We start from the raw sequence: 16,794 nt of genomic DNA, 5'->3' as shown, positions 1-16,794 counted from the left end.
TGGGCCTGCGTTCAGGGGCGCAGGACGGTGATCCCCGCGGTGGTCGCGGCGCCGACCTCGGCGAGGGCGCGCGGTCCCGCCTCGAGGGGGAGTTCGCGGGTGACGAGGTCGGCGAGGGGGAACCGCCCGGAACCCACCAGGGCGAGCAGCCGGGGGTAGTCGTGGGCGGCCATGCCGTGGCTGCCGAGGACCTGCAGCTCGCCGGCGATGACGAGGTCCATCGGGACCGACGGCTTCCCGGCGGCGGCCGGGAGCAGGCCGACCTGCACGTGCCGGCCGCGTCGGCGCAGGGACCGGACGGAGTTCTCGCACGTCACGGGCAGGCCGACGGCGTCGATCGAGACGTGGGCCCCGCCGTCGGTCAGGTCGCGAACGGTCCGCACCACGTCGTCCGCGACGGCGTGCTCGGCACCGAACGCGATCGCCAGCTCCCGTGCGGCGGGGGAGGGGTCGACGGCGACGACCCGGGCGCCCGCCGCGGCGGCGATCGCGACGGCCGACAGGCCGACCCCGCCCGCGCCGTGGACGGCGACGAACTCGCCCGGCCGCACCCGTGCGACGTCGCTGACGGCGCGGAAGGCCGTCGCGACCCGGCAGCCCAGGGCGGCGGCGGTCGCGGCGGAGAACCCCTCGGGCAGCGCGACGAGGTTCACGTCGGCGTGGTCGAGGGCGACGAGTTCGGCGAAGGACCCCCAGCCGGTGAACCCCGGCTGGGTCTGCTCGCGGCACACCTGCTGGTGCCCGGCCGCACACTCCGGGCAGCGCCCGCAGGCGGTGACGAACGGCGTGGTCACCCGGTCGTCGACCTCCCAGTTCCGCACGTCCGCGCCCACGGCGACGATCCGGCCGGCGAGCTCGTGACCGGGGACGTGCGGCAGCGTGACGTCGTCGTCGTGGCCCTGCCAGGCGTGCCAGTCGCTGCGGCACACCCCGGTCGCCTCGACGGCGACGACCACCCCGTGCGGCGCGGGGGTGGGGTCGTCGACGTCGGCGAGACGGGGGGTCCCGCCGAACTCCTCGATCAGGACCGCGCGCACGTCACGCCTCGTCGAGCACGCTGACGAGGGCCGACGCGTCGCCGGTGTAGTCGCCGGGGGTCAGCAGCGACAACCGGGCCGCTTCGCCTTCGGGCAGGCCGAGACCCGCGACGAACTCCCGCAGCTTGGCCTGGTCGACCTTGCGGCCGCGGGTGAGTTCCTTGAGGCGCTCGTAGGGTTCGGGCAGCCCGTGCACGCGCATGACGGACTGGACGGCCTCGCCGAGGACCTCCCAGTTCCCGTCGAGGTCGGCGGCCAGGGCGGCCGGGGCGGCGTCGAGCCCGGCGAGGCCGCGCTGGGCGTTCTCGATGGCCAGCAGCGAGTGCCCGAACGCGACGCCGATGTTGCGCTGCATCGAGGAGTCGGTGAGGTCGCGCTGCATGCGCGACGTCGTGAGCGTCTCCTCCAGCACCCGGAACAACCCGCCCGACACCTCGAGGTTGGCCTCGGCGTTCTCGAAGCGGATCGGGTTCACCTTGTGCGGCATCGTCGAGGACCCCACGGTGCCCTGCCCGCGGACCTGCGCGAAGTAGCCGAGGGAGATGTAGGTCCACACGTCGGTGCAGAGGTTGTGCAGCACCCGGCCGAAGCGGGAGACGTCGGCGTAGAGCTCGGCCTGCCAGTCGTGGGACTCGATCTGCGTCGTCAGCGGGTTCCAGGTCAGGCCGAGACCGGTGACGAACTCGTTGGAGGCGGCCGGCCAGTCCGTCGTGGGGACGGCGGCCTTGTGCGCGGCGTAGGTCCCCGTCGCGCCGTTGAACTTGCCGAGGTACTCCGCACCGGCGATGCGCGTGAGCTGGCGGCGCAGGCGGTGGGCGAGGACGGCGAGTTCCTTGCCCAGCGTCGTCGGCGTCGCGGGCTGGCCGTGGGTGCGCGACAGCATCGGCAGGTCGCGCAGGTCGTGGGCCATCGTGACGACGTCGTCGACGAGGCTCGTCGCGGCCGGCAACCAGACCCGGGCGACGGCGTCACGGACCATCAGCGCGTAGGAGAGGTTGTTGATGTCCTCGCTCGTCGCGAAGAGGTGGGTCAGCTCGGCGATGTCGACCAGCGAGGTGCCTTCGAGGCGACGCTTGATCCAGTACTCCACGGCCTTGACGTCGTGCACGGTGACCCGCTCGATCTCGCCGAGTTCGGTGACGGCTGCGGCGTCGAAGCGCAGCGGCAGTTCGCGCAGGAAGGCGATCTCGTCGGCGGTGAGCCGGCGCACGCCCGGGACCACGTCGTGGGTGCCGAGGAAGACCAGCCACTCGACCTCGACGTGGATGCGGCGACGGTTCAGCGCGGCTTCGGAGAGGTGTTCCGCGAGCGGCGCGACGGAGCGGCGGTAGCGGCCGTCGAGCGGGCCGAGCGCGGGCTCGCCCAGGCTGGCGGGGGCGTCGGACGGGGAGGCGGCAACGGCCGAGTCGGTCACGTGCCTCATGGTCCCACGCCCCCGCGGGAGTCAGGTCTCGTCGACGGAGGACTCCTTGTGGGCGGCCTCCTTGCCGGACTTGCCGCTCTTGACGATCACCTGCGGGTCGTCCTCGGAGGCCTTGCGGTGCTTGCCGTAGAGCTCGAAGTCGTCGGTCTTCTCCTCGACGACCTCTCCTTCGGTCCTGCCCTGCGGGGTGTTCCAGCTGACCTCGTCGCCCTTCTTCACCATGGTTCCACCGTGGGGTCGACCCGGTCCGCGCGCACCTCAGGGCAGCGGGGTCCGCCGCAGCACGGCCTCACCGGCCCGACCCGGGTCGAGCTCGACGGGGGAGTGCAGCACCCCCGGCCCGCGGGCGATCCTGCCGTCGGTCAGCGGGGTGCAGCGCAACCCGCCGCGGCCGCGCAACGCGGCGTGGGCGCCGTCGGCGACCATCCGGTCCATCCACGCGCACGGGGCGGCCGGACGTCCGCCGTGGACGGTCACCGACCCCGCGGCCGTCACCAGGTCGAAGTCGTGCCCCCGCAGCGGGTCCAGCTCGACGCCGCGGACCACGACGTTGCGCCGGGCCAGCAGCGGGTCCGGGACCGCGGCCAGTCCGAGGTCGTGGGCGACCGCCTCCCACGCCTCGACGGCCAGGAACGTGATCGCGGCGTCCATGTGCGCGGCCTTGCCGAAGAACCGGTCGCCGCGGATCCCCTTGCCCGCCACGACCTCCACCGCGTCGAGGTCGTGGGTCTCGACGTCGGCGGCGCCCTCGCGGGGACGGCCGAAGTAGGCGTGCTCGGGGGAGACGAGCAGGTGCAGGACCTCGACGGGGTAGCTGTGCGTCACAGGGCCGACGTCCTCTGCGCCGCCTCGAGCGCCTGAGCGGCGTACGCGCCACCGAAGAGGACGGCGTGCACCAGCAACGGGTGCAGCTGGTGCAGCGGGACGCGCTCCCGCCGGCCGTCCGGGGTGCCGGCCGCCTCCCCGTAGGCGTCGAGGACGCGTGCCAGGTGCGGCAGCCCGAACAGCTCCAGCATCGCGAGGTCGGTCTCGAGGTGCCCGCCGTGGGCGGCGGGGTCGATGAGGACGGCGCCGTCGGCGGACCACAGGACGTTGCCCGACCAGAGGTCGCCGTGCAGGCGCGCGGGCCCGTCCGCCCCGGCGACCAGGGCCGGGTCCTCGGCCGTGAGCCGTTCGCAGACCCGTTCCACGACAGCCACCCCGGCGGCGTCGAACGTGCCCGCGTCCCGCGCCAGGCGGAGGTAGGGCTGCACGCGCTGCTCGGCGTAGAACGTCCCCCAGCCCGCGTCGTCCCCGGTCACGAGCCCGGTCGTCCGCTCGGTCATCGGCAGCGGGAGGGTCGCGATCCAGGTGTCGCCGTCCACGCCGGGAGGTGGAGCTCCGAAGCGCGGCGCCCCGGCGGCGTGGGTGCGGGCGAGGTCACGTCCGAACCGCTCGGCCGCCCGCGCGTCGGGACGCTGCTCGCGGACCCGCTCCAGGACCAGGGCGTCGGAGCGCACCTCGAGCACCGGGCAGACGGCGACCCCACCGGCGTCCGCGAGCCAGCGCAGCCCCGCGGCCTCGGCGGCGAAGGCGGCGGCGGGTACCCCGGTCTGCTGCTTCACGAAGGCGGTGGACGGCACCGGTCCATGGTCACCGCGGTCTCCACAGCGGGCACGTCGGGCCGGGCGTCCACAGACCGCCGCCGATCCCCGGCGACGCCACCCTCGCCTGCCTACCGTCCACGGGCTGGGGTTCCACGGAGGGAGAAGCACGGATGGATCTGGGGCAGGTGGCGTTGACGCGCCGGGTGGAGGAGGTGGCCGAACGGGTGCGGTCGGTGCACCGACAGCTGGGTGCGGTGGACACGGGCGACTGGACGGGGCTGGCGGCGGCCCGGTTCCGGGCACGGCTGGGCGACGCGGTCCAGGAGGTCGCCGGGGTCGCCGAGACGTGCGACCGGTTGTCGGGGCGGGTGACCGAGCACGTCCGCGCGCTCGAGCTGGTGGCGTCGTGAGCGCGGACCTCACCGTCGACACCGGGTACGCGGTGGACCCCGATGCCCTGGACGCGGCGGCCGCTCGCCTGGCCGCGCTCGCCGCCGACCTCGGCGCGGTGGGACTGGACCTCGTCTCGATCGCCGTCGACCCGGCGTTCGCGGCGAGCGTCGCGTTCGCCCCGGTCAGTGCGGCGCGGGTTGCCACGGCGATCGGGGACCTCCTGGTCGGGCGTCGGACCCCCGTCGCGGCGGCCGCGACGCTGGCCGCGCTGGCGGTCGAGGTCGAGACCGCCGCCCTGCGCTACCGCGTCGGTGACGAGGTCGCCGACGCGGTCGTCGCCGTCGCCCGACGGGCCGTGGCGCAGGCCGTCGTGGAGTGGGCTCCCGAGATCGCCGGCGCCACGGCCGTCCTCGTCGGCGCGGACGTGCTGCGGCACGCGGGGATCGCGGAGTACCGGGTCCTGGCCGGGGCGGTGGCGCAGGTCCTGCGGACCGGGACCGTCGACCTGGCGGAACTCGGCGCGGACGCGGGCGAGGAGTTCGCCGGCGTCGACGACGCGGTGGCGGACGACCTCCGCGGGGTCGGCCGGTTCCTCGCGGCGCACCCGGAGGTCGCCCAGGAGGTCGTGGCCACGACCCCGTACCTGCTGGAGGCGGCGGGGCTCCCCCGGGTGGACGGGGTCGCGGGCGTCGCCGGGGCGCTGACCGCCCTGGGCGCGGTCGCCCCGGTGTTCCGGGAGACCAGCGTCGCGGTCCGTCCCGCGACCACGGCCCGGGCGACGCCCGGCCGGCCGCCGCGCGGGATCGCCGAGGTGCTCGACGGCGTCGCACACCAGTCGACGGGGTACCAGGGGCAGGCCTCCGTCGGGGGCCGCCTCGCACCCGCCGGACCACCCGCGCCGGGCGGGATCCGGCTGGAACGGATCACCCAGGCCGAAGGCGGCGTCGCGTGGGTCGTCGAGATCCCCGGGACCCAGACCTGGACACCGGTCCCGGCGGCGGGCAGGACCCCGATGGACCTGACCACGAACCTGCGCGCGGTCGCCGGGGAACCGACGGCGACGGCCGACGCCGTCGTGCAGGCCATGCGGCAGGCGGGGGTCGGCGCGGACGAACCGGTGATGTTCGCCGGGCACAGCCAGGGTGGGTTGACCGCGGCGGCGTTGGCCGCCGACCCTGCGGTGCGGGCGGAGTTCGACGTCACCCACGTCGTGACGGCGGGTTCCCCGATCGACGGGATCGACGTCCCGGACTCGGTGGAGGTGCTCTCGCTGGAGCACACGGGCGACCTCGTACCGGCTCTCGACGGCGAGGCCGCCGCGGGTTCGGCGCACCGCACCGTCGTCGCCCGCGACGTGAGCGACGACCCCCGCTTCGCCGCCGACATCGCGCAGGACCCGCTGAAGGCCCACGGCTGGTCGGCCTACATCGCGACGGCGCAGCTCGTCGACGGGTCGGGAGATCCTGCGCTGCAGGGTTTCCGCGACTCCGGGAGCGCCTTCTTCGACGCCCCCGGAGCCCGGGTGGAGACCTTCGACTACTACGCCGAGAGGGTCGACCCCGCACCGGCGGTCGCGAGCAGGGTGGAACCCCAGCGCTCGACGTAGGCGGTCAGGGCGGGCGTCTCGGCGCCCTTCTCCTCCGCCTCCCGGTCGATCAGGTAGAGCCCGGGGGCGGGGCACGCCGCGCCCAGCTCGGACAGCACCGGCTTGAGCAGGAGCTCGGGAGCCAGCGCGTGCGTGGGGGCGGCACCCAGCATCAGGGGGACCGCGGTGACCCCGCGCAGGCCTTCGCCGCCCGCGAACTGGTCGAGGAACAGCTTCAGCAGCCCGCTGTAGGTCGCCTTGAAGGTGGGCGAGGCGACGACGAGCAGGTCGGCGGAGGCGACGTCGGTCACGGCCTGCGCCACCGTCGGGTCGCCCCAGCCGAGCAGGCCGGGGCCGAGGGTGGCCACGTCGACGACCTGGTCCACCTCGTCAGCTCCCGAGAGCAGCCGCGCCGTGGTGATCGCGGCGGTCAGGGTGCGGGAGGCGACCTTCGGGTTCCCGCAGACGACGACGGTCCGCATCAGACGGTGGCCTTCGGGGTGAGCGTGCGGAAGGCGGAGGAGTGCCACACCAGGGGCTCGGTGTCGGGGGCGTTGCCCATCGCGTGGACCTGCAGGAGGACCACGTCGTGGTCACCGGCGGGGACCTCGGAGTAGATCGAGCACTCGAGCCAGACGGGAGCACCGTGGACGAAGTTCGCACCGGAGTCCAGCGTCGTGGTGTCGATGCCGGCGAAGCGGTCGGCGGCCTTGGAGGCCAGCTGGCGGGCCGCGAGGTCGTGGGCCTCGCCGAGGACGGAGACGCCGATGCGGCCACCGGCGGTGGCGCCCGCCTTCAGCTTGGGCCAGCTGGTGGAGGTGTGCTGCACGGCGAAGAGGACCAGGGGTGGGTCGAGCGAGATGCCGACCTGGAAGGAGGAGGCCACCAGCACGACGGGTTCGGGTCCGTCGCCGGTGTCGACGATGGCGGAGAGGGCGGCGACGCCGGAGGGGAAGAGCGCGAAGGTGGTGCGCAGGGCCATCGGGTCGTCCTCGAAGGCGACCAGTTCGAGGGGAGTCGTTCCAGGGGCGTCGGACACGGGCGGTACCTCTCCAGCGTGGGTCGAGTGGTGATGACGTGACGTTGACAGAGTCAACCGCAATTGTTTCCCGGGCGTTTCGCCGGAGTGATCGAACTCGTTGCGCCGCGCGGTCGCGGTCCTGGAGCGGTGTTCGGGGGAGGTCGCTGGTTGGATCCGTACCGTGAGCGACTCCGCAGTCACCCCGGCCGAGACCGCCCGCAGCGGCCCCGTGACCGGCTACGACGTCGCGCGGGCCGCGGGCGTCTCCCAGTCCACGGTCTCCCGCGCCCTGCGGGGGGACGCCCGCGTCGTCCCGCAGACGCGCGAGCGCGTCCGGCAGGTGGCCCGCGAGCTCGGCTACGTCGTGAACCTCTCGGCCCGCAGCCTGATCACCCGCCGGACGGCGACGATCGCGATCGTCTCCGGGGATCTGCGCAACCCCTCCTTCCCGCTGCTCGTGCAGACGCTGCAGGAGCAGTTCCACGCGCGGGCGCACCGGGTGCTGCTGTTCGCCGACCACGACGAGGAGTCCGGACGCTTCGAGGAGGACCTCCACTCCCTGCGGGGTGGACTGGTCGACGGCATCGTCTACCTGTCGGCGCGCACGGACGCCGCGGCCGTCGCCGAGCTCGTCGACGTGGGCTTGCCGCTCGTCGTGCTGAACCGCGACGTCGACGGCGAGCTCGGCGAACGGGTGGACCGCATCACCTCCGACAACGTCGGGGGTGGGCGACTCGTCGCGCGGCACCTGTGGGAGCGGGGGGCGCGCCGGATCGCAGTCGTGGCCGGTCCGCAGGACAACCCCAGCTTGACCCGGCGGGCGGCCGGGTTCGCCGAGGAACTGGGCCGGCACGGGGTGTCCGTGGACCCGGCGCACGTCCGGCGCGGGCCCGTCAGCCCCGCCTCCGGGCTCACCGCCGCCCTCGAGCTGCTCGACGTGCCCGCCGACGTGCGCCCGGACGCGGTGTTCGGCCACACCGACTACATCGCCCTCGGGGTCCTCGACGCCGCGGGGCGTCTGGGGCTGCGGGTTCCGCAGGACCTCTTGGTCGTGGGCTACAACGACCTCGACTGGGCCGGCTGGTCGATGATCGACCTCACCACGGTGCGCCAGCCCCTGGTCGAGATGGCCCGGGTCGCGGCCGATGCGCTGTTCGCCCGGATGGCCGATCCCGACGCCCCGCACCTCGTCCGCGAGTTCGGCGTCGAGCTCGTCGAGCGCGGTTCGACGCGCCGCTGACGTGCCGCTGACGCGCCCGAGGGGACGGGGACGACGGCGAAACACAGCGTTCACCTGAGCGAGACGAGCGAGCAACACCTCCCTCGTACATTCGCAGTCACGGCTGCAGCAGACGACCCAGGAGGTTCCTCGTGGACATCGGCGTGTTCATCCCCATCGCCAACAACGGGTGGCTGATCTCCAAGTCCTCCCCGCAGTACATGCCCACGTTCGACCTGAACAAGCAGGTGGTGCAGAAGGCCGAGGCGTACGGTTTCGACTTCGCGCTGTCGATGATCAAACTGCGCGGGTTCGGCGGCGAGACGGAGTACTGGGACCACGCGCTGGAGTCGTTCACGTTGATGGCCGGCCTGGCCGCCGTCACCGAGAAGATCAAGCTCTACGCCTCGACCGCGATCCTCACCCTGCCGCCGGCGCTGGTCGCCCGCATGGTGTCCACGATCGACTCGATCGCCCCCGGCCGCATCGGGGTGAACATCGTGACGGGGTGGGCTCCGGGTGAGTACACGCAGATGGGCGTCTGGCCGGGGGACGAGCACTTCCAGAACCGCTACGCGCGGGCCCGGGAGTACGTCCAGGTCCTGCGGGACCTCACCGAGACGGGTCGCAGCGACCTCGAGGGCGAGTTCTACCGGATGGACGACTGCGTCCTGTCGCCGAGACCCGGACACATCGACATCGTCGCGGCCGGGCAGTCCGACACCGGCATGCAGTTCTCCGCCGAGCACGCCGACTACGACTTCCTGCTCGGAACCGGCGTGAACACGCCGCAGGCCATGCGCGACACCGCCGAACGCTACGTCAAGGCCGTCGCGGCCTCGGGTCGCGACTCCGGTGCGCTGGCCCTGTTCATGGTCATCGCCGACGAGACCGACGAACTCGCGATGGCGAAGTGGCACGACTACCACGACAACGCCGACCTGGCGGCGCTGAACTACCAGGCCGACGAGGCCGGTGCCGACGCCACCGCCGGCGAGGGTTCCACCGCGAAGACCATCGCCCTGCCCGAGGGGGCCGTGAACTTCAACATGGGCACCCTCGTGGGTTCCTACGCATCCGTCGCGCGCATGCTGGACGAGGTCGCGCAGGTCCCGGGGGTCAAGGGCATCATGCTCACCTTCGACGACTTCCTCGGGGGCATGGACGCCTTCGGCGAACGCATCCAGCCCCTCATGCGGAGCCGGGCGCAGATCCCGTCCCCCTCACCGGCCACGGCCTGACGCGGAACACCGGCACGAGGAACAGCACGAGGAACCAGCACGAGGAACCAGCACGAGGAACCAGCACGTCTGATCGATCGAACGGGGTAGGGCGTTGCTCGAGCAGTTGAGGACCGAGGCGGCGTCCGACGTCGAGTTCCAGGCGTTGTTGGCCGGTCGCCGGGCCCGCCCGCACCCCGCGTCACCCTCGGCGGAGGTCCCCGAACCGGCTGCGGCGCAGGAGTTCCTGCGCACGGCTCCCCGCCCCGAACCCGCCACCGGTCCGGTACCGGAGCCCCCCGAGGGGACGCTGGGCGCCGCCGGGTTGCTGCGCGCCTACGCCGCCGGCAGTGCCGACCCGGTCGTCGTGGTCGAGGACGTCCTGGCCGCGACCGGTCCGGACGGTCCCGCCCCCACGGCGTTCCTCGCCGTCTGCGCCGGGGCCCGCGAGGCGGCGCGGGAGAGTTCCCGGCGCTGGGCGAGCGGGCAGGCCCGCCCGCTGGAGGGGATCCCCTTCGGGGTCAAGGACATCGTGGACGTCGCCGGAACGGTCGTGACCTGCGGTTCGCACCAGACCGGCGACCGCGTCGCCACGAGCGACGCGACCGTCGTGGCCCGGTTGCGGGCCGCGGGGGCGATCCCCGTCGTCATGACGGCGACCACCGAGTTCGCGTGCGGGCTCGCGGTCAACGCCCGCTACGGCGCGGTCGAGAACCCGTGGCGGGCGGGCCGCTGGACCGGGGGTTCCTCGACGGGTTCCGCCGCGGCCGTCGCCGCCCGCGTCCTGCCCTTCGCCCTCGGCACCGACACCGGGGGTTCCGTGCGCGTCCCCAGCGCGCTGTGCGGGATCACCGGCCTGAAACCCACCCACGGTCTGGTCCCCCGCACCGGGGTGGCGGCGTTGTCGTGGACGCTCGACCACGTGGGGCCGATGACCCGCAGCGCGGCCGACGCCGCCCTGGTGCTGTCCGTCGTGACCGGCCCGGACGGGTCGGACCCGACCGCCGCCCACGACGTGCCCCGCGTCGGACCGGCCCAGGTCTGGGCGCAGAGCGGGTTGGTGGGCCGCCGGATCGGCCGGGTCCGCGGCTGGTTCGAGGAACGCTGCGACGCGGCCGTCGTCGCCGCGGTGGACGCCGCCGTCGAGGTCCTGCGCGCGCACGGGGCACTCGTCGTGGACGTCGACCTCCCCACCGCCGCCGACGCGTACGCCGACGCGCTGGTCGTCCTCTCGGGGGAGCTCACGGCCACCCAGGAGGAGAACGTCGAGCGCCTGGAACTCTTCGACGCGGGAACCCGGAAACGCCTCGGCCGCGGTGCGGCCGCCAGCGCGGCGGACTACCTGCGGGCGCTGCGCGGACGGGCCGTGGCCCAGCGCGAGCAGCTCGCGGTCATGGACGCCGCGGGGGTGGACGTCCTGCTCACCCCGGGCGTCGGGACGACCGCGCCGCACCTCGACGACCTCACCACCGACGTCGACGGCGAGCGCGTCCCGCTGCAGGAGATCGTCCCCCGCAACACCTCACCGTTCAACCTCACGGGTTTCCCCGCCCTCGTGGTCCCCGCCGGCCGTGGCCGCGACGACCTGCCCGTGGCGGTGCAGTTCGTCGCGCGCCCCTTCGCGGAGGCGGTGCTGCTCGGGGTGGGGGTGGGTTTCCAGTCGGTCACCGAACACCACCTCGCCGCCCCGCCCGGCCTCGTGGCGGTCGTGCCGGCGTGAGTCCGCGCAACCCCTGGACGGTCTTCTCGGCCACCAGCACCGGAGTCGTCGCCGTGTTCCTGAACATCTCCGGGGTGAACGTCGCGCTGCCGACGATCGCCCGAGAACTCGGGGCGAGCGCGGCGCAGTCGAGCTGGGTCCTGCTATCCTACATGCTCGTCACCACGGCCCTGATCCTCGCGATCGGCCGGCTCGCGGACATCGTCGGGCGCCGACCGCTCTACCTCGCGGGCTACGTGGTGTTCACCCTCGCCACCGCGGCCTGCGCGCTGGCGTCCGGTCCGGAACTCCTCATCACCGCACGGACGGTCCAGGCCGTGGGCGCGGCCGCGCTGGTCACGAACACGACGGCGCTGCTGACCGACACCTTCCCCGCCGCGTCGCTGGGGAAGGGGCTGGGGCTGAACGCGACCGTCGCGGCGGTGACCCAGGCGATCGGCCCGCTGGCCGGGGGTGCCGCGACGACCCTGCTCGGCTGGCGCGGCACGTTCCTGGTGACGTTGCCGATCTGCCTGGTGGGCCTCGTCTGGTCCGCCGCGGTCCTCCCGCGGACCGCCCGCAGCACCGCCCCGCGGGAACGCTTCGACGGGGTCGGGGCGGTGCTGTCCGCGCTCGCCCTGGCCGCGACGCTGCTGACGCTGTCACCCGACGTCCTCGCGGCGACGGGTTTCGCCGGGGTCGGCCCGGCCGTGGTCTGCGGCGTCGTGGCGGCCCTGCTGTGGGTGCTCTTCGTGGCCCGGCAACGGCGGCGCCCCTCGCCCCTGGTGGACCTCGGCGTCCTGGTGCACCGCATGCGGGGCCCGCTCTACGCGGCGGTCCTGTTGAACGCGGCGGCGCAGTACGCCGTCGTCGTCCTGGCCTCCCTCGTCCTGCAGTCCACCGGCCGCCACGACGCCCTCGCCGCGGGCCTGCTCGTGAGCCCGCTCGCCCTCGGGACGACCGTCGCGGCGGTCGTGGCGGGGAACCTCGTCGGGCGGGTGGCGGCTCGGACGATGGTCACCGCCGGCAGTGCGGTCGTCCTGGTCGGGACGTTGCTGCTCGCCGTCGTGCTGACCCCGGACGGGGCCTACACCGGCGTCTTCGTCGGGCTGTTCGCCGTCGGGGCCGGCACCGGGCTGTTCATGACCCCCGGGACGAGTCTGCTGATGCTCACCGTCCCCGCCGCCCAGCGCGGCATCGCGAACGGTGTCCGCTCGGCTCTGCAGAACGTCGGGTTCCTGCTGAGCACGGCGGTGGCGCTCGGCATCGCCACCGGGGGGCTGTCCGGCGCCGACCGCGCCGACGCCTACTCCGGTGCGCTGTCGGCGGCGCCCTCGGCGCTGGGCAGCTTCGGTGACGGGGTGCGGGCGGCCCTCGTCGTGCTGTCCGTCCTCGCCTTCCTGGCCCTGGCCGCCTGCGTGGCCCTCCCCGTCCGGCGCAGCACCCGCGTCGCGTCCACCACCCCCGAGGAGACCTGAGACATGAGCGTCGACGACTACGCCGGGGCCGGGTTCGGTGCCGGGCTCACCCCGGGAGCGCGCCCCGCCCTGCTGCTGGTGGATCCCGCCTGCGCCTACACCGACCCCGGCTGCCACGTCTACGCCGGTCCGCCGGCGCTCGCGGCGGCCGAGGCCATGCGCAGCCTGCTGGCGAGCGCCCGGGCGGCCGGCGTCCCCGTCGTGATCACCCGGGTCGCGATCGCGGCCGACGGCAGCGACGCGGGGGTCTTCTTCCGCAAGGTGCCGGGGCTGCGCGCGTTCGGGCCGGGCAGTCCCTTCGCCGCCTACGTCGACGGGCTGGCCCCGGAGGCGAGGGAGGTTGAGATCGTCAAGCAGTACCCCAGCGCCTACTTCGGGACCGACCTGGCCGCGCGGCTGCACGCCCTCGAGGTGGACACCGTCCTGATCGGGGGGTTCAGCACGTCGGGCTGCGTGCGGGCGAGCACGCTCGACACCCTGCAGCACGGGTTCACGCCCTTCGTCGTCACCGACGCCTGCGGGGACCGGGACGCCTCGGTCCAGGCGGCGAACCTCTTCGACATGGGCCAGAAGATGGCCGAGCTGTGGGACCTGGGCACGGCACAGGCCTACCTGGAGCGGGTGGGGGGCGGGGTCTCCGTACCCTGACGCCCATGACGACGATCCCCGGCACCTCTGCGGCTCCGCGGTTGCGGGCGAACATGGCGGGAGTCCCGGCCTACGTCGCCGGGAAGCCGGCCGTGGCCCGTGCGGGGCTGGAGGTCTTCAAGCTCTCCTCCAACGAGAACCCGTACCCGCCGCTGCCGAGCGTGCTGACGGCGATCTCACGGGCCGCGGCCGACGTGAACCGCTACCCCGATCCGGCGGCCACGGCGATGCTCGCGGCCGTCGCGACGCGCTGGGGTGTCGCGGTGGAGAACCTCGCGGCGGCGACCGGCAGCGTGCGGTTGCTGGCCCAGCTGGCCGAGATCACGTGCGCCCCGGGCGACGAGATCGTCTACGCGTGGCGGGCGTTCGAGTCGTACCCGATCGTCGCGGCCATCTCCGACGCCACGACGGTCGAGGTGCCGCTGACCGCGGACGCCCGGCACGACCTGCCCGCGATGCTCGCGGCGATCACCGAGCGGACCCGGTTGGTGATCCTGTGCTCGCCGAACAACCCGACGGGACCGGCGCTGCGCCGGGGTGAGCTCGGCGGGTTCCTGGCCCAGGTGCCGGCCGACGTGCTGGTCGTCCTGGACGAGGCCTACCGCGAGTTCGTCGACGACCCGGACGTGCCGGACGGTGTCGAGGTGTTCCGCGAGCACCCGAACGTCGTCGTGCTGCGGACCTTCTCCAAGGCCTACGGGCTGGCGGGCCTGCGCATCGGGGTCGCGCTCGCGCACCCGGACGTCGCGTCGACGTTGCGCCGGTCCTCCACGCCGTTCGGGGTGTCCGCGATCGCGCAGGCCGCGGTCGTCGCCTCCTTGCAGACCGCGGCCGAGGCGGAGCTGATGGAGCGGGTGGGGGCTCTGGTCGCGGAGCGGAACCGCGTCGTGGCCGGGCTGCGGGAGCAGGGCTGGGACGTCCCCGAGGCGCAGGGCAACTTCCTCTGGCTGCCGGTGGGCGAGCGGGCGCTCGAGCTCGCGGACGCCTTCGCCGCCGAGGGGCTCGTCGTGCGGGCCTTCGCGGGGGCCGGTGTGCGCGTGACGGTGGCCGAGACCGCCGCCAACGAGCGCTTCCTCGAGGTGGCCGCCACCCTCGTGTCCTGACCCTCGGAGCGTCCCCCCGGTCGGTGGGGGAGGGTTCGTGTTCGGCCCCGTGTGGCGGTTCCCAAGCTACGGACCCGTAACGTACGCTCCCGTAACGTACGGAACCGTAGGTTCGCCGCGGGGACGTGCACCACAGGCAGCACCGAACGACCCCCCGACACGCGGAGGACGCACGTGAGCGACGCAGCGGAAGGCCCGGACCGGGCCGAGCACGAGGTACCCGGACGGCACGACGACATGGTCCAGCTGCTGGACCAGCACGGCGTCCGCCACGACCACCCCGAGCACGAGGTCGACCTCGAACCGGAGGAACTCCTGGGGCTGCTGCGCGACATGGTCGTGCTGCGCCGACTCGACACCGAGGGCGAGGCGCTCCAGCGCCAGGGCCAGCTGGGTCTGTGGGTCGGGACCCGCGGCCAGGAAGGCGCGCAGGTCGGTTCCGCGCAGGCCACCCGCCGCCAGGACCACGTCTTCCCCACCTACCGCGACCACGGTGCCGCGTTGGCCCGGGGCATCGACCCGGTGCACGTCCTCAGCCTCTTCCGCGGTGTCGACCACGGCGGCTGGGACCCGGTCGAGCACGGCGTCCACCCCTACACCCTCGTGATCGCCGCGCAGCTGCTGCCGGCCGTCGGCTACGGGATGGGCGTCCAGCGCGACGGGGCCGTCGGCACCGGCGACCCCGCGCGCGACACCGCCGTCGTCGCCTACCTCGGTGACGGCGCCACCTCGCAGGGCGAGGCGTCCGAGGCGCTCAACTGGGCCGCGGTCTTCCAGGCCCCCGTCGTCTTCTTCTGCCAGAACAACCAGTGGGCGATCTCCGAACCCGTCGCCCGCCAGTCGACCGTCCCGCTGCACCGCCGCGCCGAAGGGGCCGGCATGCCCGGGGTCCTCGTCGACGGCAACGACGTCCTCGCCGTGCTCGCCGTGACCCGGGCCGCGCTCGAACGCGCCCGCAGCGGCGGTGGCCCCACGTTCATCGAGGCCTACACCTACCGCATGGGCGCGCACACCACCGCCGACGACCCGACCCGCTACCGCCTCTCCGCCGAGACCGAGGCCTGGCGCGAGAAGGACCCGATCGACCGGTTCCGGACGTACCTGCGCTCCGAGGGCATCCTCGACGACGACTACGAGGCGGCCCTGAACGCCGAGGCCGACGAGTTCGCCGCCCGACTGCGCGCGGGGGTCATCGCCCTCGTCGACCCCGAACCGGTGTCGATGTTCGACCACGCCTACGCCGAACCGCACCCGCAGGTCCTCGCCGAACGCGACGAGTTCCTCGCGGCCTGGGAACAGCACGACCGCGAAGCTCACGGAGAACTCGTCGGAGGGGCGTCCTGATGGAGACCATGCCGATCGGCAAGGCGATCAACGCCGGCCTGCGGGCCGCGATGGACCGCGACCCGCGCGTGCTGCTCATGGGGGAGGACATCGGCCCCCTCGGCGGCGTCTTCCGCGTGACCGACGGTCTGCAGAAGGACTTCGGCGAGCACCGCGTCATCGACACCCCGCTCGCCGAGGCCGGCATCGTCGGCAGCGCGATCGGGATGGCGCTGCGCGGGTACCGGCCCGTCTGCGAGATCCAGTTCAACGGTTTCGTCTTCCCCGCGTTCAACCAGATCACCACCCAGCTGGCGAAGCTCCGGGCCCGGTCCCACGGCAAGCTGTCGGTGCCCGTCGTCCTGCGCATCCCCAGCGGCGGCGGCATCGGTTCCGTGGAGCACCACTCCGAGAGCCCCGAGGTGCTGTTCGCCCACACCGCGGGTCTGCGGGTCGTGATGCCGAGTTCCGCGCACGACGCGTACTGGATGATCCAGCAGTCCATCGCCTCGGCCGACCCGGTCGTCTTCCTCGAACCCGAACGCCGGTACTGGGAGAAGGGCGACGTGGACGTCGACCTCGGCCCGGGTGAGGTCACCCCGCTGCACAAGGCGCGGGTCCTGCGCGCCGGGACCGACGCGACGCTCGTCTGCTACGGCCCCACGGTGAAGCTCGCCCTCGACGCGGCCACCGCCGCGGCCGAGGACGGCACCAGCCTCGAGGTCGTCGACCTGCGCTCGATCTCCCCGCTCGACGTCGACACGGTGGCGGAATCGGTGCGTCGCACCGGACGGCTCGTCGTCGTCACCGAGGCGCCGGTGTTCCACGGCCCGGGGGCCGAGGTCGCAGCCCGGATCCAGGAGTCGTGCTTCTACTCCCTCGAGGCGCCGGTCAAGCGGGTCGGCGGGTACCACCTGCCCTACCCCGCGGCCCGGATCGAGGAGCACTACCTGCCGAGCGTGGACCGCGTCCTCGACGCCGTCGAGCAGTCCCTCGCCGCCTGAACCTCCTGCACCCCGACTCCCAGAACTCCCAGAACTTCGAGACCCCCGAAGGACT

General features: G+C 73.8%; 17 protein-coding genes. 10 read left to right on the top strand and 7 right to left on the bottom strand.

Going from position 1 to position 16,794, the window contains the following annotated elements:
- Window positions 1-11: 11 nt before the first annotated feature.
- The 5 genes from AC0I8G_RS04560 to AC0I8G_RS04540 are packed head-to-tail and all read right to left on the bottom strand — an operon-like array spanning window position 12 to window position 4,082.
- Window positions 12-1,037: a zinc-binding dehydrogenase gene (locus AC0I8G_RS04560; protein WP_471728860.1), complete on the bottom strand. Its 1,026-nt coding sequence runs from the start codon at window positions 1,035-1,037 to the stop codon at window positions 12-14.
- A gap of 1 nt (window position 1,038) precedes the next feature.
- Window positions 1,039-2,451, bottom strand: coding sequence for an adenylosuccinate lyase (gene purB, locus AC0I8G_RS04555; RefSeq protein WP_471728859.1), 1,413 nt, complete (start codon window positions 2,449-2,451; stop codon window positions 1,039-1,041).
- 30 nt (window positions 2,452-2,481) lie between these two features.
- Window positions 2,482-2,682 (bottom strand): hypervirulence associated TUDOR domain-containing protein, encoded by a 201-nt coding sequence (locus tag AC0I8G_RS04550; protein WP_328293377.1) that lies wholly within the window; start codon window positions 2,680-2,682, stop codon window positions 2,482-2,484.
- Window positions 2,683-2,718: 36 nt separating this feature from the next.
- Window positions 2,719-3,285: a molybdenum cofactor biosysynthesis protein gene (locus tag AC0I8G_RS04545; protein WP_471728858.1), complete on the bottom strand. Its 567-nt coding sequence runs from the start codon at window positions 3,283-3,285 to the stop codon at window positions 2,719-2,721.
- Window positions 3,282-4,082, bottom strand: coding sequence for a fructosamine kinase family protein (locus tag AC0I8G_RS04540; RefSeq protein WP_471728857.1), 801 nt, complete (start codon window positions 4,080-4,082; stop codon window positions 3,282-3,284). The genes AC0I8G_RS04545 and AC0I8G_RS04540 overlap by 4 nt, the downstream gene beginning before the upstream one ends.
- A 134-nt stretch (window positions 4,083-4,216) precedes the next feature.
- On the opposite strand from AC0I8G_RS04540, the gene AC0I8G_RS04535 reads away from it, so the two are divergent.
- Together AC0I8G_RS04535 and AC0I8G_RS04530 are read left to right on the top strand one after the other, a co-directional pair.
- Window positions 4,217-4,456 (top strand): hypothetical protein, encoded by a 240-nt coding sequence (locus AC0I8G_RS04535; protein WP_471728856.1) that lies wholly within the window; start codon window positions 4,217-4,219, stop codon window positions 4,454-4,456.
- Window positions 4,453-6,045: a hypothetical protein gene (locus AC0I8G_RS04530; RefSeq protein ID WP_471728855.1), complete on the top strand. Its 1,593-nt coding sequence runs from the start codon at window positions 4,453-4,455 to the stop codon at window positions 6,043-6,045. Before AC0I8G_RS04535 ends, AC0I8G_RS04530 begins: the two co-directional genes overlap by 4 nt.
- Here AC0I8G_RS04530 and AC0I8G_RS04525 read toward each other — a convergent pair.
- Window positions 5,979-6,506 (bottom strand): NADPH-dependent FMN reductase, encoded by a 528-nt coding sequence (locus AC0I8G_RS04525; protein ID WP_471728854.1) that lies wholly within the window; start codon window positions 6,504-6,506, stop codon window positions 5,979-5,981. The two genes, AC0I8G_RS04530 and AC0I8G_RS04525, sit on opposite strands and share 67 nt — an antisense overlap.
- Window positions 6,506-7,006 (bottom strand): flavin reductase family protein, encoded by a 501-nt coding sequence (locus tag AC0I8G_RS04520; RefSeq protein ID WP_471728969.1) that lies wholly within the window; start codon window positions 7,004-7,006, stop codon window positions 6,506-6,508. Before AC0I8G_RS04520 ends, AC0I8G_RS04525 begins: the two co-directional genes overlap by 1 nt.
- A 220-nt stretch (window positions 7,007-7,226) precedes the next feature.
- Between AC0I8G_RS04520 and AC0I8G_RS04515 the strand changes: the two genes are divergently transcribed.
- From AC0I8G_RS04515 to AC0I8G_RS04480, 8 genes are all read left to right on the top strand, one after another.
- Window positions 7,227-8,285 (top strand): LacI family DNA-binding transcriptional regulator, encoded by a 1,059-nt coding sequence (locus AC0I8G_RS04515; protein ID WP_471728853.1) that lies wholly within the window; start codon window positions 7,227-7,229, stop codon window positions 8,283-8,285.
- 131 nt (window positions 8,286-8,416) lie between these two features.
- The gene (rutA, locus tag AC0I8G_RS04510) at window positions 8,417-9,505 is read left to right on the top strand and encodes a pyrimidine utilization protein A (protein WP_471728852.1); all 1,089 of its coding nucleotides are present in this window, start codon (window positions 8,417-8,419) and stop codon (window positions 9,503-9,505) included.
- Between the two features lie 94 nt (window positions 9,506-9,599).
- A complete protein-coding gene (locus tag AC0I8G_RS04505) occupies window positions 9,600-11,204 on the top strand; it encodes an amidase (RefSeq protein WP_471728851.1) in 1,605 nt (534 codons plus the stop codon).
- Window positions 11,201-12,661, top strand: coding sequence for an MFS transporter (locus AC0I8G_RS04500; RefSeq protein ID WP_471728850.1), 1,461 nt, complete (start codon window positions 11,201-11,203; stop codon window positions 12,659-12,661). Before AC0I8G_RS04505 ends, AC0I8G_RS04500 begins: the two co-directional genes overlap by 4 nt.
- A 3-nt stretch (window positions 12,662-12,664) precedes the next feature.
- On the top strand, window positions 12,665-13,309 hold the full coding sequence (locus tag AC0I8G_RS04495) for an isochorismatase family protein (protein ID WP_471728849.1): 645 nt from the start codon (window positions 12,665-12,667) through the stop codon (window positions 13,307-13,309).
- 5 nt (window positions 13,310-13,314) lie between these two features.
- A complete protein-coding gene (hisC, locus tag AC0I8G_RS04490; protein WP_471728848.1) occupies window positions 13,315-14,412 on the top strand; it encodes a histidinol-phosphate transaminase in 1,098 nt (365 codons plus the stop codon).
- A gap of 174 nt (window positions 14,413-14,586) precedes the next feature.
- On the top strand, window positions 14,587-15,756 hold the full coding sequence (gene pdhA / locus AC0I8G_RS04485; RefSeq protein ID WP_471728847.1) for a pyruvate dehydrogenase (acetyl-transferring) E1 component subunit alpha: 1,170 nt from the start codon (window positions 14,587-14,589) through the stop codon (window positions 15,754-15,756).
- Window positions 15,756-16,739, top strand: coding sequence for an alpha-ketoacid dehydrogenase subunit beta (locus tag AC0I8G_RS04480; RefSeq protein WP_471728846.1), 984 nt, complete (start codon window positions 15,756-15,758; stop codon window positions 16,737-16,739). The genes pdhA and AC0I8G_RS04480 overlap by 1 nt, the downstream gene beginning before the upstream one ends.
- The last annotated feature ends 55 nt before the right edge of the window (window positions 16,740-16,794 follow it).

The organism is Kineococcus sp. AC630 (assembly GCF_979255925.1).
The sequence above is the reverse complement of the archived record's forward strand: the minus strand, read 5'-3'. Positions and strand labels throughout refer to the sequence as shown.

Bases quoted from the DNA above. Each gene is read 5' to 3' on its own strand.
- AC0I8G_RS04550 (WP_328293377.1), bottom strand. From the start codon at position 2,682: ATGGTGAAGAAGGGCGACGAGGTCAGCTGGAACACCCCGCAGGGCAGG.
- AC0I8G_RS04535 (WP_471728856.1), top strand. From the start codon at position 4,217: ATGGATCTGGGGCAGGTGGCGTTGACGCGCCGGGTGGAGGAGGTGGCC.
- AC0I8G_RS04525 (WP_471728854.1), bottom strand. From the start codon at position 6,506: ATGCGGACCGTCGTCGTCTGCGGGAACCCGAAGGTCGCCTCCCGCACC.
- AC0I8G_RS04520 (WP_471728969.1), bottom strand. From the start codon at position 7,006: ATGGCCCTGCGCACCACCTTCGCGCTCTTCCCCTCCGGCGTCGCCGCC.
- AC0I8G_RS04495 (WP_471728849.1), top strand. From the start codon at position 12,665: ATGAGCGTCGACGACTACGCCGGGGCCGGGTTCGGTGCCGGGCTCACC.
- hisC (WP_471728848.1), top strand. From the start codon at position 13,315: ATGACGACGATCCCCGGCACCTCTGCGGCTCCGCGGTTGCGGGCGAAC.
- AC0I8G_RS04480 (WP_471728846.1), top strand. From the start codon at position 15,756: ATGGAGACCATGCCGATCGGCAAGGCGATCAACGCCGGCCTGCGGGCC.